At 41.0% G+C, this 14,783-nt stretch carries 6 protein-coding genes, 1 tRNA gene and 4 rRNA genes; all 11 read right to left on the bottom strand.

Annotation, left to right across the window (positions count from 1 at the left end; genetic code table 11):
- Positions 1-46: 46 nt before the first annotated feature.
- The 11 genes from FA707_RS02595 to FA707_RS02545 all read right to left on the bottom strand — a co-directional run bounded on the left by FA707_RS02595 (position 47) and on the right by FA707_RS02545 (position 14,558).
- The gene (locus tag FA707_RS02595; RefSeq protein ID WP_136952758.1) at positions 47-625 is read right to left on the bottom strand and encodes a histidine phosphatase family protein; all 579 of its coding nucleotides are present in this window, start codon (positions 623-625) and stop codon (positions 47-49) included.
- A 215-nt stretch (positions 626-840) separates the two neighbouring features.
- Positions 841-956, bottom strand: a 5S ribosomal RNA gene (gene rrf / locus FA707_RS02590).
- A 12-nt stretch (positions 957-968) separates the two neighbouring features.
- A tRNA-Glu gene (locus tag FA707_RS02585) sits at positions 969-1,040 on the bottom strand.
- A gap of 9 nt (positions 1,041-1,049) precedes the next feature.
- A 5S ribosomal RNA gene (rrf, locus tag FA707_RS02580) occupies positions 1,050-1,165 on the bottom strand.
- A 73-nt stretch (positions 1,166-1,238) separates the two neighbouring features.
- Positions 1,239-4,155, bottom strand: a 23S ribosomal RNA gene (locus FA707_RS02575).
- 237 nt (positions 4,156-4,392) lie between these two features.
- A 16S ribosomal RNA gene (locus tag FA707_RS02570) occupies positions 4,393-5,953 on the bottom strand.
- Together the 16S, 23S and 5S rRNA genes with 1 tRNA gene alongside form the textbook arrangement of a ribosomal RNA operon.
- A 514-nt stretch (positions 5,954-6,467) precedes the next feature.
- The gene (gene ftsY, locus FA707_RS02565; protein ID WP_136952757.1) at positions 6,468-7,472 is read right to left on the bottom strand and encodes a signal recognition particle-docking protein FtsY; all 1,005 of its coding nucleotides are present in this window, start codon (positions 7,470-7,472) and stop codon (positions 6,468-6,470) included.
- Positions 7,473-7,499: 27 nt separating this feature from the next.
- The gene (locus FA707_RS02560) at positions 7,500-8,318 is read right to left on the bottom strand and encodes a Cof-type HAD-IIB family hydrolase (RefSeq protein WP_136952756.1); all 819 of its coding nucleotides are present in this window, start codon (positions 8,316-8,318) and stop codon (positions 7,500-7,502) included.
- A 19-nt stretch (positions 8,319-8,337) separates the two neighbouring features.
- Entirely contained in the window at positions 8,338-11,913 is a 3,576-nt protein-coding gene (gene smc / locus FA707_RS02555) for a chromosome segregation protein SMC (protein ID WP_136952755.1), read from the bottom strand.
- 22 nt (positions 11,914-11,935) lie between these two features.
- Positions 11,936-12,646, bottom strand: a complete 711-nt coding sequence (gene rnc, locus FA707_RS02550; protein WP_136952754.1) for a ribonuclease III — start codon at positions 12,644-12,646, stop codon at positions 11,936-11,938.
- A 133-nt stretch (positions 12,647-12,779) separates the two neighbouring features.
- Entirely contained in the window at positions 12,780-14,558 is a 1,779-nt protein-coding gene (locus tag FA707_RS02545; protein ID WP_136952753.1) for an oligopeptide ABC transporter substrate-binding protein, read from the bottom strand.
- Between the last annotated feature and the right edge of the window lie 225 nt (positions 14,559-14,783).

The raw sequence follows: 14,783 nt of genomic DNA, 5'->3' as shown, positions 1-14,783 counted from the left end.
CTATAACACACTATTTAAATGTACGTCAATTGACGATACTTAGTGATTAAGGATTAAGGACTTCTACAAAACTAAATTCTTGTTTGGCTTCATCAAATTCAAACACTAGTATTGCACAATTACCAAATGATAACGTTTTAACTTTTTCAAAAGACAGCCATAGCTGACTAAATGAATAGATCGCCCCACCATGACTAACTACTAGTACTGATTGATTGGCGTTAGTCATAATTTCTAATAAAGAACATTTCATTCTTTCCTGAACCTCTAGAAATGATTCACCTCCATATTCAACAAAATACTCTCCGTAAGATGTTGCTGGGGGGGTTATTTTGGGATTTAATCGTTCACTTTCACCTTCAAAATCTCCAAAATGCCATTCCTTCAATCCTTTGATCCTTTGATAATGACTTGAATTTGTCACAATTTCTAACGTATCTGATGCTCTTTCTTGAGTAGAACAATATAATCCATCAAAAACGATTCCTTCTTCTTTAATCATTTCTTTTGCTTTTTGAGCTTGTAATTTTCCATTCTCCGTCAATGGCGAATCACAAGCACCTTGTATCTTTCCCAATTTATTAAAGAGTGTTTCAGCATGCCTCATCAAATATAATCGTTTCATGATTTACTTCCTTTCATTAATCAAGTCTGTTTGTCATTCAGTTATTCTAATTTTAACATATTTGAATTAAGAACTATCGATTATCTATAAAGCTTGTTAAAGGAACAACATCAAATAAAAAACGCACAACACTCGATAGAGCAGGTATCGCACGAGACAAAAAAAAATTTTTATAACAAAAAAGGCTAATCCTATAAAGAATTAACCTAATATTTGCACGGCGATGTCCTACTCTCACAGGGGGAAACCCCCAACTACAATCGGCGCTAAGAAACTTAACTTCTGTGTTCGACATGGGAACAGGTGTATCCTTCTTGCCATCATTACCGCACATTTATCTTTATGACCCGTACGGGACTCGAACCCGTGTTACCGCCGTGAAAGGGCGGTGTCTTAACCGCTTGACCAACGGGCCAAAAAAAAAGCGTGGCGACGTCCTACTCTCACAGGGGGAAACCCCCAACTACAATCGGCGCTAAGAAACTTAACTTCTGTGTTCGACATGGGAACAGGTGTATCCTTCTCGCTATCGCCACCACACTATTTAATTGAATGAATTCCTTCACTCAAAACTGGATTGAAACAAAACTTTACTTTCCGAAATACAATTTTTTTGGTTAAGTCCTCGACCGATTAGTATTGGTCCGCTGAATACATCGCTGTACTTACACTTCCAACCTATCTACCTGATCGTCTCTCAGGGGTCTTACTTTCTTAAAGAAATGGGAAATCTCATCTTGAGGGGGGCTTCACGCTTAGATGCTTTCAGCGTTTATCCCTTCCACACGTAGCTACCCAGCTATGCCCTTGGCAGAACAACTGGTACACCAGCGGTGTGTCCATCCCGGTCCTCTCGTACTAAGGACAGCTCCTCTCAAATTTCCAACGCCCGCGACGGATAGGGACCGAACTGTCTCACGACGTTCTGAACCCAGCTCGCGTGCCGCTTTAATGGGCGAACAGCCCAACCCTTGGGACCGACTACAGCCCCAGGATGCGACGAGCCGACATCGAGGTGCCAAACCTCCCCGTCGATGTGGACTCTTGGGGGAGATAAGCCTGTTATCCCCAGGGTAGCTTTTATCCGTTGAGCGATGGCCCTTCCATGCGGAACCACCGGATCACTAAGCCCGACTTTCGTCCCTGCTCGACTTGTAGGTCTCGCAGTCAAGCTCCCTTCTGCCTTTGCACTCTTCGAATGATTTCCAACCATTCTGAGGGAACCTTTGGGCGCCTCCGTTACCTTTTAGGAGGCGACCGCCCCAGTCAAACTGCCCATCTGACTCTGTCTCCCGCCACGATTAGTGGCGCGGGTTAGAATGGTCATAACACAAGGGTAGTATCCCACCATTGCCTCCTTCGATACTGGCGTACCGAGCTCTACGGCTCCTACCTATCCTGTACATGTGTTACAAACATTCAAAATCAAACTACAGTAAAGCTCCATGGGGTCTTTCCGTCCTGTCGCGGGTAACCTGCATCTTCACAGGTACTAAAATTTCACCGAGTCTCTCGTTGAGACAGTGCCCAAATCGTTACGCCTTTCGTGCGGGTCGGAACTTACCCGACAAGGAATTTCGCTACCTTAGGACCGTTATAGTTACGGCCGCCGTTTACTGGGGCTTCAATTCTGAGCTTCGCGTAAGCTAACCCATCCTCTTAACCTTCCAGCACCGGGCAGGCGTCAGCCCCTATACGTCATCTTTCGATTTTGCAGAGACCTGTGTTTTTGATAAACAGTCGCTTGGGCCTATTCACTGCGGCTGAGCTTGCGCTCAGCACCCCTTCTCCCGAAGTTACGGGGTCATTTTGCCGAGTTCCTTAACGAGAGTTCACTCGCTCACCTTAGGATACTCTCCTCGACTACCTGTGTCGGTTTGCGGTACGGGCAGTTATATTCTCACTAGAAGTTTTTCTTGGCAGTGTGATGTCAGTGACTTCGGTACTATTACTTCCCTCCCCATCACAGCTTGTTCTTATAGCGATAAGCATTTGACTCATCACAAAACTCACTGCTTGGCCAGACTCTTCCAATCGTCTGGTTCACCTAACCTCCTGCGTCACTCCCTTGCTCAAACAAATATAACTGGTACAGGAATATCAACCTGTTGTCCATCGCCTACGCCTGTCGGCCTCGGCTTAGGTCCCGACTAACCCTGGGAGGACGAGCCTTCCCCAGGAAACCTTAGTCATACGGTGGACGGGATTCTCACCCGTCTTTCGCTACTCATACCGGCATTCTCACTTCTAAGCGCTCCAGTAGTCCTCACGATCTACCTTCAACGCCCTTAGAACGCTCTCCTACCACTACACCCTAAGGTGTAATCCACAGCTTCGGTAGTATGTTTAGCCCCGGTAAATTTTCGGCGCAGGGTCACTCGACTAGTGAGCTATTACGCACTCTTTAAATGGTGGCTGCTTCTAAGCCAACATCCTAGTTGTTTATGCAACCCCACATCCTTTTCCACTTAACATACATTTTGGGACCTTAGCTGGTGGTCTGGGCTGTTTCCCTTTCGACTACGGATCTTATCACTCGCAGTCTGACTCCCGGATATGAATGAATGGCATTCGGAGTTTATCTGAATTCGGTAACCCGGGATGGGCCCCTAGTCCAAACAGTGCTCTACCTCCATCATTCTCAATTCCGAGGCTAGCCCTAAAGCTATTTCGGAGAGAACCAGCTATCTCCAAGTTCGATTGGAATTTCTCCGCTACCCACACCTCATCCCCGCACTTTTCAACGTGCGTGGGTTCGGTCCTCCAGTGCGTTTTACCGCACCTTCAACCTGGACATGGGTAGATCACATGGTTTCGGGTCTACGACTACGTACTAATTCGCCCTATTCAGACTCGCTTTCGCTACGGCTCCGACTCTTCATCTTAACCTCGCACGCAATCGTAACTCGCCGGTTCATTCTACAAAAGGCACGCTATCACCCATTAACGGGCTCTAACTTGTTGTAGGCACACGGTTTCAGGTTCTATTTCACTCCCCTCCCGGGGTGCTTTTCACCTTTCCCTCACGGTACTGGTTCACTATCGGTCACTAGAGAGTATTTAGCCTTGGGAGATGGTCCTCCCGGATTCCGACGGAATTTCACGTGTTCCGCCGTACTCAGGATACTCATAGGTGTGTGACTAGTTTCGTTTACGGGGCTTTCACCCTTTTTAGCTGACCTTTCCAGGTCGATTCAACTACTACTCACAGCTACCACAGCTGAGTCCTACAACCCCAACGAGCAAGCTCGTTGGTTTGGGCTGTTTCCGTTTCGCTCGCCGCTACTAAGGAAATCGATTTTTCTTTCTCTTCCTGCAGGTACTTAGATGTTTCAGTTCTCTGCGTCTCACCCTCACTAACCTATGTATTCAGTTAGGAGTAACAGCCTATAAAAGCTGCTGGGTTGCCCCATTCGGAAATCTCTGGATCATAGCTTACGTACAGCTCCCCAAAGCTTATCGGAGTTAGTCCCGTCCTTCATCGTCTTCTAGTGCCAAGGCATCCACCGTGCGCCCTTATTCACTTAACCTTATTTGCTACCACTTTCGTGCTAGACTCTTGATTTCCACCAACTAGCGATAGTCAGCTCCATCAACCCTATGTTTTAGCTATTGAACTTTGTTTATTAACTCGTTTCAACGCGGTGTTTTCGGTTTGTTTTAATTTTGTTTCAATATCCAGTTTTCAATGAACGAATGTTTGAGAGTAAACCTCTCAAAACTGACAATGAATAATCCTAACCTGTGTATTCCGTAATATTCCTTAGAAAGGAGGTGATCCAGCCGCACCTTCCGATACGGCTACCTTGTTACGACTTCACCCCAGTTATCTATCCCACCTTAGGCGGCTGGCTCCTAAAAGGTTACCTCACCGACTTTGGGTGTTACAAACTCCCGTGGTGTGACGGGCGGTGTGTACAAGGCCCGGGAACGTATTCACCGCGGCGTTCTGATCCGCGATTACTAGCGATTCCGGCTTCATGTAGGCGAGTTGCAGCCTACAATCCGAACTGAGAACAGCTTTAAGAGATTAGCTTGACCTCGCGGTCTTGCGACTCGTTGTACTGTCCATTGTAGCACGTGTGTAGCCCAGGTCATAAGGGGCATGATGATTTGACGTCATCCCCACCTTCCTCCGGTTTGTCACCGGCAGTCTTGCTAGAGTGCCCAACTTAATGATGGCAACTAACAATAAGGGTTGCGCTCGTTGCGGGACTTAACCCAACATCTCACGACACGAGCTGACGACAACCATGCACCACCTGTCACTTTGTCCCCGAAGGGAAAGTTCTATCTCTAGAATGGTCAAAGGATGTCAAGACCTGGTAAGGTTCTTCGCGTTGCTTCGAATTAAACCACATGCTCCACCGCTTGTGCGGGCCCCCGTCAATTCCTTTGAGTTTCAGTCTTGCGACCGTACTCCCCAGGCGGAGTGCTTAATGCGTTAGCTGCAGCACTGAAGGGCGGAAACCCTCCAACACTTAGCACTCATCGTTTACGGCGTGGACTACCAGGGTATCTAATCCTGTTTGCTCCCCACGCTTTCGAGCCTCAGCGTCAGTTACAGACCAGAGAGTCGCCTTCGCCACTGGTGTTCCTCCATATATCTACGCATTTCACCGCTACACATGGAATTCCACTCTCCTCTTCTGCACTCAAGTTCCCCAGTTTCCAATGACCTTCCTCGGTTGAGCCGAGGGCTTTCACATCAGACTTAAGAAACCGCCTGCGCTCGCTTTACGCCCAATAAATCCGGACAACGCTTGCCACCTACGTATTACCGCGGCTGCTGGCACGTAGTTAGCCGTGGCTTTCTGGTTAGATACCGTCAAGGCGTGAACAGTTACTCTCACGCTTGTTCTTCTCTAACAACAGAGTTTTACGATCCGAAAACCTTCTTCACTCACGCGGCGTTGCTCGGTCAGACTTTCGTCCATTGCCGAAGATTCCCTACTGCTGCCTCCCGTAGGAGTCTGGGCCGTGTCTCAGTCCCAGTGTGGCCGATCACCCTCTCAGGTCGGCTATGCATCATGGCCTTGGTGAGCCGTTACCTCACCAACTAGCTAATGCAGCGCGGGTCTATCCATCAGCGACACCCGAAAGCGCCTTTCATCATTCGACCATGCGGTCAAAAGAATTATGCGGTATTAGCACCTGTTTCCAAGTGTTATCCCCCTCTGATGGGCAAGTTACCCACGTGTTACTCACCCGTCCGCCACTCATTTTGTTTCGGTGGAGCAAGCTCCGATGAAACAAAATGCGTTCGACTTGCATGTATTAGGCACGCCGCCAGCGTTCGTCCTGAGCCAGGATCAAACTCTCAATAAAAAGTTTTGATAACATCCGAAGATGTCGCTCATTTATGTTTGCTAGCGAATTACTTCACTAAAATTTAAAAATTGCTTGGTTTTGTTTTACACTTTGTAAAACACCCTACACATTTGGTTTGTCTTATTCATTGTTCAGTTTTCAAAGGTCTACTTTTTAAGCGGTTGTCTTTCGTGACAACTCCATTAGTTTATCACGTTCAGTTGACTAAGTCAACAACTTTTTAAAAGTTTTTTTATTTCGTTTTTTCAACGCTGTTGCGCTGACAACTTCTAAATAATAGCACGATTAGTTGACTAGGTCAACTAATATTTAAAAATAATTTTTATTGTTGAATTATTATTTTTAGATAATTTTCATCTCTTTCGAGACAACTTACATATCATACGTCTTATTCAATTAAATTGCAAGCATAAATACAATTTTTTTGTAAAAATATTGTATTTATAGAAAAACGGTATGACGTTAATTTCGTCACACCGCTTTTCCTTCTATATAATTAATAAATTTCGACTTAATCTTCTGCTACGATTAACTCTTTAAACAAGCCGTATACAAATTCGGATGGATTGAAGGGTTGTAAATCATTAATTCCCTCACCCAGACCAACTAACTTAACGGGTAGATTTAATTCATTACGAATCGCAAGAACCATGCCACCTTTGGCTGTTCCATCTAATTTAGTTAAAACTAGACCTGTTACATCGGTTGTCTCTTTAAATTGTTTTGCTTGGACCATTGCATTTTGTCCCGTCGTTGCATCAACTACTAGTAACACTTCGTGCGGTGCATCTGGTACTTCGCGTTGAATAATGCGTTTAATTTTTTCCAATTCTTTCATTAAGTGATCTTTATTTTGTAAACGTCCAGCAGTATCGACTAATAAAATATCTGCTTCTTCGTCTTTAGCGCGTTTTACAGCGTCAAAAACGACTGAGGCTGGATCGCCACCTGCTTGACCATAAACAACATCCACTTGTGCACGGTCACCCCATACGATTAATTGATCAATCGCTCCGGCACGGAAAGTATCAGCTGCCGCTAACAACACTTTCTTACCTTCTTCGCGGTATTGATTAGCCAACTTACCGATTGAGGTTGTTTTCCCAACACCATTAACTCCAACAAATAGGATAATACTTAACCCTTCTGATTGTAAATTCACTTCGTTTTGTTCTTCTAAACCATTTTCTTCATAAATACTTACTAATTTCTCAACGATTACGTTTTGAACTTCTTCTGGTTTTTTAGCGTTTTGCAACTTCACTTCTTGTCTTAATTCATCAGTAATACGCATCGCTGTTTCAAAACCTACATCAGCTGTAATTAAGGTTTCTTCTAACTCTTCAAAAAAGTCTTCGTCAACTTTTCTAAAGTTTGCCATTAATTCGTTCATCATTTGTCCAAAGGTTTTTCTAGTTTTTTCTAGTCCTTTATCCATCTTTTCTTGTGTTTCTGTGATTGGTTCTGGTGTTTCATTTTTGTTAAAGACATTTTTTAACTTATCAAAAATACCCATTTATTTCCTCCTATTTTAAGCTTATCGTTAAGCTTCTAGCACAAATTTATTGATAGCATAAGCCACGCCATGCTCATCATTTGTTTTTGTTTCGAATTGTGCCAATTGTTTAATTTGCTCAGTTGCATTTCCCATTGCCACACCTAAGCCTGCGTATTCAATCATTGAAGCATCATTTTCTTCATCACCTAAAGCCATCATCTCGCTTTGGTCAATCATCAACATACGACCTAGTTGTGCCATACCAGCTGCTTTAGAAACAGTTTTTTCAACAAATTCAAATAAATACGAACCTGAACGAACGATGTTGTAACATTCAAAATACTCAGTTGGAATCTTTTTCATCTGTTCTGTTAAATAGTCAGGATCAAAGCTCGTACATACCATTTTATTAACATGATCGTGAGCTGTAAAATCCACAACCGGCTTTTCATCAAACGTTAAAACTTTATTTAACTCATGATAAACCGACGGATGGTTCTTAGAAGTCGGAGTAGCACGTAATACTGTGCCTCTAGAAATGACATCTAACGTCAAGTCAAGAGAAGAAGTTAATTGATACACATCTTGAACACGTGTACCATCCAACACTATCTCAGACAATACGTGGCCATCATGATTACTTTGGATTAGGCCACCATTCAAAGTAATGGAATAGTCGCCTTCATCCATTAAATTTAATTCTTCTAATAAGGGTAAGACCGATTTCAACGGTCTACCTGTGCATAACATGACTTTAACACCTTTTGCTTTTGCTGCTGCAATGGCCTGTTTATTTTCATCACTAACTTTTTTATCTGAATTCAATAACGTGCCATCTAAATCAATTGCTATTAATTTAATCAATTTTTGTCTCCTTTATTCACTATCTTTCAGGAACTAGCTCATTCGACAATTCTTCAAGTTTAACTGATACAATACTTGAAACGCCTGATTCTTGCATCGTTACACCATATAAAACATCGGCCGATTCCATTGTACCTTTACGGTGAGTAATCACGATAAATTGCGTTTCTTTTTCAAATAAACTTAGATACTTACCAAAACGTGTAACGTTTGCTTCATCAAGCGCCGCCTCAACCTCATCAAGTACACAGAAAGGTACTGGGCGAACTTGAATGATTGAGAATAATAACGCAATCGCGGTCAACGCACGTTCCCCTCCTGATAATAAACTTAAGTTTTGTAGTTTTTTACCTGGTGGTTGTGCCACAATGTCAATCCCCGTTGTTAATAAGTTCTCTGGATCAGTTAGAACTAAATCAGCATGCCCGCCTCCAAACATTTTAGGGAAAGTTTCTCTAAACTTCGCTTGAATACCGACAAATATTTCTTCAAAGCGCACTTTTACAGTTTCATCCATCTCATTCATTGTTTGGAACAGTGAATCTTTAGCAGTCAATAAATCGTCACGCTGAACGGTTAAGAAATCATAACGCTCTTTTACTTGTTCATACTGTGTAATTGCCTCTAAATTGATTGGACCTAACGCTTCAATTTCAAGTTTTAACTCTTTGACTTCATCACGAGCATTGTCTTTCACTTCCAAATCAAATGGATAGTGAGCTTTCGCCCATTCATACGTCATTTGGTAATCTTCTTGTAAATATTTCAAACTACGATCAAGATGACTGCCACTCATTGAAAGAGTGACATCGACTTCTGATTTGTTTTCATACAATTGACGTAATGATTCGTTCACTTCTAGGCTTGCTTGCTCTTCTTCATCTAATTGTGCTTGTGTTTCGTCACGATTCACTTTTAGACGTGCCATCTCGGCTTGGATTGCTTCTTTATCAGCAACTAACGCCATCATTTGTTGCTCAAGCTTTTCAGGATCTAATTGATCAAGCTGTTCTCGATTCGTTAATAGAGCTAGACGTTCTTCCACTGCACGTAATTCACGACGTAATTGGCCTAAAGAAGCTTGACGTTCTGTCATTGTTTCTTCTTGATGCGTCACTTTTTGTTTCATAATAGCTAATTCACTGACTTGTTCATGATACAGTGCTTGATATTCACTTCTCTTAGCTTCAAGTGACGTTGCTTCATTGGTAACTGTTTTTAGTAAGGTATCTAGTTCAGTCATCTTAGCCGTTAATTCGGTTAATTCGCGCTCCAAAGCGGCTTTACTAGTATCGTATTCTTCAAAGAACTGCGTCACATCTTTGGTTTCAAACTCAAAACCTTCTTTTTCACGTTGCAAATTGTCCCATTCTTTTTCAATCATTAATAATTCATTGGATAATGATTGTTCTTTAAATCGGGCCTCTTCACCATCTTGGCGTTTAACTGCTAGCGATTCTTTTAACTCACTTGTTTCCACTAATAAACGTTCGACACGCTGTTGGTGCTTCGTTAACATGCTTTCCATATCTGCAATTTGTGTGGTTAACGTTTCTAGTTCACCAGAAACGGCCAACAAACTACCTTTTTTACCACTCTGTACTGCTCCACCGGTCATCGAACCACCTGGATTCATCAAATCTCCGTCAAGTGAGACAACACGGTACTGGAAATTCAACGTGCGCGCAAGATTATTAGCACTTTCTAAATCATCAGCAATTAACGTTGTCCCTAGTAAATTATCGACAACATTTCGGATTTTATCTTCGCATTTGACTAACTGGCTCGCCACACCCACAAAACCTGGTTGACTAACAATACGGTCATATTGGACAGCATTGATGGTACGCGGTTTAATTGTCGTTAATGGTAAGAAGGTTGCACGTCCAAGACGTTTTTGTTTCAAATAATTAATAGCTTGACGACCAGCTTTTTCATCTTCAACGATGACACTTTGGGCACTACCACCTAGTACAGTGTCAATAGCGGTTACTAATTCACTTGGAACTGTTACTAATTCAGCCACCGCACCTACAATACCAGTTAATTGTTTTTTTTGTTTCAAAATGGCACGGACCCCTTGATAAAAACCGGTGTAGTTTTCTTGTAAATCTTTCAAGGTAGATTGACGAGAAATAGCCTGTTGTAATAGACTCTTACCATTTTGTAAACTCATTTGTTGGCTTTGTAATTGTTCTTGCGCAAATTGATGTTTACGCTCGACCAAAGCATACTCTTCCAACAATTCTTTTAGCATCGCTTGGTGTTCACTTAATTGTTTCGCTTGGTTTGCCTTACGCTCCTCCAAGTCAAGTTCATTAGCGAGCATACGTTCACGGCGCTCTAAAACATTTTGGTGGCGTGATGATTCTAATTCAAACTGACGCTCTAAATGTTTCAAGTCGTTCTTTACGTTGATTTGCTCTTGCATCACTTCAACATACTCATTACGAATATCTTCGATTTGTTCTTCACTTGTTTGACTGAAACGTTCTAACAAGGCTTTAGTTTCATTAACTTTTTGGGTTTGCGCCTCTTTATTAGCCAGACTTTCTTCAATGCCAGCTGTGATTTTACTAATCTCAGCCAATAGAATGGTTTCGCGTTCTTTGAGCGCTTCAATTGTTGTTTTATAATCTGCTGCTAGCTTCTCCGTATTTTGCGAACGCTCAAAAATCAGATTTTTTTGCCCTTCTGTTTTTTCGACCTGCTCGGTTACTTCAATTAATTTTTGTTGCGTTTGGTCTAATAAAAACGTATAGTTTTCACGCTCTTGACGTAACCCTTGGATAGCAGCTTCATGTTCGACTTTTTGCTCCGACAAGGTTTTTAGCTCTTGGTCGATTTTAGTCATTGATTGCTTAGCTGTTTCCCACTGTGCTTTATAGGTCTCAACATCTTGAACCGTCACCGCCACATCTATTTGTGTCAAACGCTCTTTCAAGACTTGATATCGTTTAGCTGTTTGACTTTGACGGAATAAAGGCTCAACTTGACTTTCTAATTCATAAATAATATCTTGAACACGGTTTAAATTATCTTCGGTTTCAAATAATTTATTTTCCGCTTGCGTCTTACGTTGTTTGTATTTCAATACTCCTGCTGCTTCTTCAAAGACTCCACGGCGGTCTTCTGGTTTACTATTAAAAATCGCTTCAACTTTCCCTTGGGAGATAATCGAGAATGATTCTTTTCCCAAACCAGAGTCCGTAAATAAGTCCGTAATATCTTTTAAGCGACAACTTTGTTTATTAATAAAGAAGTCACTGTCACCACTACGATTCAAGCGACGTGTCACACTAACTTCACTAAATTCAATTGGTAATTCGTGATGTTCATTGTCTAATACAAGCGTCACTTCTGCCATATTTAAGGCTTTACGTTTAGACGTTCCAGAAAATATCACATCTGGCATCTTACCACCCCGAAGGTTTTTGGCAGACTGCTCACCTAATACCCAACGAATCGCATCGGTGATGTTACTCTTTCCACTTCCATTAGGACCTACCACTGCTGTTAGTCCTTGATTAAATTCAATCGTCGTACGTTCAGCAAATGACTTAAATCCTGAAATTTCTATTCTCTTTAAAAACACGAGTCATTGACTCCTTTCAATCTTACTTTTGAGTTGACTCTTGTGCAGATAAATTAAGAATGGCTTGATGTGCCGCTTCTTGCTCAGCACTTTTCTTAGATTTCCCTTTACCTTGGCCAATCACTTCATTGTTTAATTTAACCGCAACATAAAATTCACGTTCATGCGCTGGTCCTTCTTCTTTTACTAGTTCATAACTAATCATGACATCACCATTTTTTTGCAAAATTTCTTGTAAATTAGTCTTATAATCCATCTCATGTAAAAAAACACCCGCTTCGATTTTAGGGAATACAACTATCGCTAAAAACTTTCTAACTGCTTCTAACCCTTGATCCAATAATAAAGCCCCTAAAAAGGCTTCAAATAAATCACATAGAAGAGCTGGACGTTTGCGACCATTTGAATTTTCTTCCCCTTTGCCTAAACGAATGTATTGATCAAACTCACATTCTTGGGCAAACTTCGCTAAGCTTTCTTCACGAACAATCGTTGCACGAATTTTTGTTAACTTGCCTTCTGGAAAATCAGGGTACCAATTAAACAGAAATTCAGAAATTAACAACTCCAATGTTGCATCTCCTAAAAACTCTAATCGTTCATAATCGCTTTGCTTCAAATTGCGATGCTCATTTACATAAGATGAATGAGTAAAGGCTTGCTCTAATAACATACTCTCTGTAAAAGTAATCTCATACTTCTCTCTTAGGGTACTAATTAGTTTTTCATTCATAACATCCTGTCCTTTTCTATAAAATTACATACTCTTTCATTATACTGCTTTTTAGTCGTTTTTGAAATAAAACTAACTAGAATAAACATAAAAAAAACGGAAAGCCGAAACTTTCCGTTTATAAGTGTGTTAATTATTTTCTAGCGTCTTCACTAACACCAATCTTAGCCCATAGATCATAGTTGTCGTTAGACCAGTCCAGACCTGTTACACGTTGGTTAACTGGTAACACTTCGTTACGGTATAGAGTCGGTATTACAAACGCTTCTTCTTTAGCATATTCTTGCCATGCTGAGAAGGCTTCTTTACGTTTTTCTGGGTCAAATGAATCAGCTGAATCAATCGCTGCTAATAATTTATCATTTTCTTCACTAGAGAAACGAGTGTAGTTGTATTGTGCATTACGGCTGTATAATCCAGATGGTGATGGGTCAGAACCCGTTCCCCAAGCTGCTTGGTAAACATCGATTTCTGAATCATCATTTTGTACTTTATCGTAGAATGATTGGAAGTCAATTAAACGACCTGTTGATAATTCAACATTTAATCCAATTTCTTTCCACTCTTGCATGTAGTAATCCGCTAATGGTTGTGCAGTTTCGCCACCGTCCATAGATGCGAATTTAATTACCAATGGTTTACCATCTTTGTCTTCTACGAAACCATCGTTGTCAGTATCTTTGTAGCCAGCATCAGCTAATAATTTTTTCGCTTTATCTTTATCTTGAGAGTAACCTTCAATAGAGCTATCGTGGAAGCCAGCAAATACTGGTGGAATTAATGTTGAAGCATTAGAACGTAAACCATTGTAGAATTTCTCACCTACTTGGTCATTATTGATAGCATAACCCATTGCTTGACGTAATGATTTATCAGCCATTTTAGCATTTGGATCCGTTGCTACTTCTTTCTTCTCATCATCCCATTTACCAAGTTTAAATCCAATATAAGTGTATGATAACTCTTGACGGCCTAAGTTTTCGTAGCCTTCAATTTTCTCATATGATGGGAATGTATCTGTTGGCATTGATAACATAAAGTCATATTTCTTAGCTTTTAAAGCTTCTACAGATGATGCAGAAGGAACAGCTGTAAAGACAATCTTATCTAAGCCACCAGTTTCTTCATAATAATGCTCATTTGGCACGTACTCAACTGATTCACCAGCAACAATTTTAGACATTTTGTATGGTCCTAATGTTACAGGGTTTTTACGTACTTCAGCTGCAGATTCTAAATCTTTGATTGCGATATCTTTCAACTGATGTTTAGGTGCTGCGTATGACCAAACACCACCACCAGCTTGTAACATACCTGGGTTAACTTCTTTATAGCTAATTTCAACTGTTTTATCGTCAATTTTCTTAATACCTGAAATTGTATCAGCTTTTCCATCGTGGTATTCTTCCATACCAACAATTCTTGTCATTGTATCGTCATAACGTACACCCGTATAATCTTTGTGTCCGATGATTTCATATGGATAAATGATATCGTCAGCAGTTAATGGTTCGCCGTCTGACCATTTAGCATCTTTCAAAATAGTAATGGTTGCTTTTTTAGCATCTTGATCTAATTCTAAACCAGCAATTCCGTCGTTCGTAATAACAAAGTCAGCATCTGTTGAGAATAATGATTGGTGAGATGGTGACATGAATTCAGCATCATACGCATCAGTGTATAATTCCCACAAGAATAATCCTTTAAACTGTGTATCCATTACCACGCCGACCTCTAAAGTTTGACCATCGATTGCTTTTCCATCGTTAGCTACTTTAATCGGTAAAACACTTTCAGTTTGCGCTTCTTTGTCTTTGTCTTTGTCAGCCCCTTTATCATTACCACAAGCTGCTAAAGCTAACGTAGAAAGTGTCACGATTGACAAGTAACCTAAAATTCTCTTTTTCTTCATATAATTCTCCCCCTATTAGACATTCGATTAATCTTTAAATTAAAATTTGATAAGATAATCTTACCTTATCTTAATGATAATCGCAATAGAAAAATGAGATTTTTTTAATCTTTTTCTTATTTTTAATTAATACCCACAAATTACAAACATTTTAATGAGCTCCATATTAATATTTGCCCTATAATATAAGTTATTGTGATATGAATTTCTGATTTTTAACGAAGT

This window comes from Vagococcus zengguangii (assembly GCF_005145005.1).
In the GTDB taxonomy this organism is placed as follows: domain Bacteria; phylum Bacillota; class Bacilli; order Lactobacillales; family Vagococcaceae; genus Vagococcus_A; species Vagococcus_A zengguangii.
The sequence above is the reverse complement of the archived record's forward strand: the minus strand, read 5'-3'. Positions and strand labels throughout refer to the sequence as shown.

Excerpts from the sequence above, each read along its gene's own strand:
- ftsY (WP_136952757.1), bottom strand. The coding sequence starts at position 7,472 with ATGGGTATTTTTGATAAGTTAAAAAATGTCTTTAACAAAAATGAAACA.
- FA707_RS02595 (WP_136952758.1), bottom strand. The coding sequence starts at position 625 with ATGAAACGATTATATTTGATGAGGCATGCTGAAACACTCTTTAATAAA.
- FA707_RS02545 (WP_136952753.1), bottom strand. The coding sequence starts at position 14,558 with ATGAAGAAAAAGAGAATTTTAGGTTACTTGTCAATCGTGACACTTTCT.
- rnc (WP_136952754.1), bottom strand. The coding sequence starts at position 12,646 with ATGAATGAAAAACTAATTAGTACCCTAAGAGAGAAGTATGAGATTACT.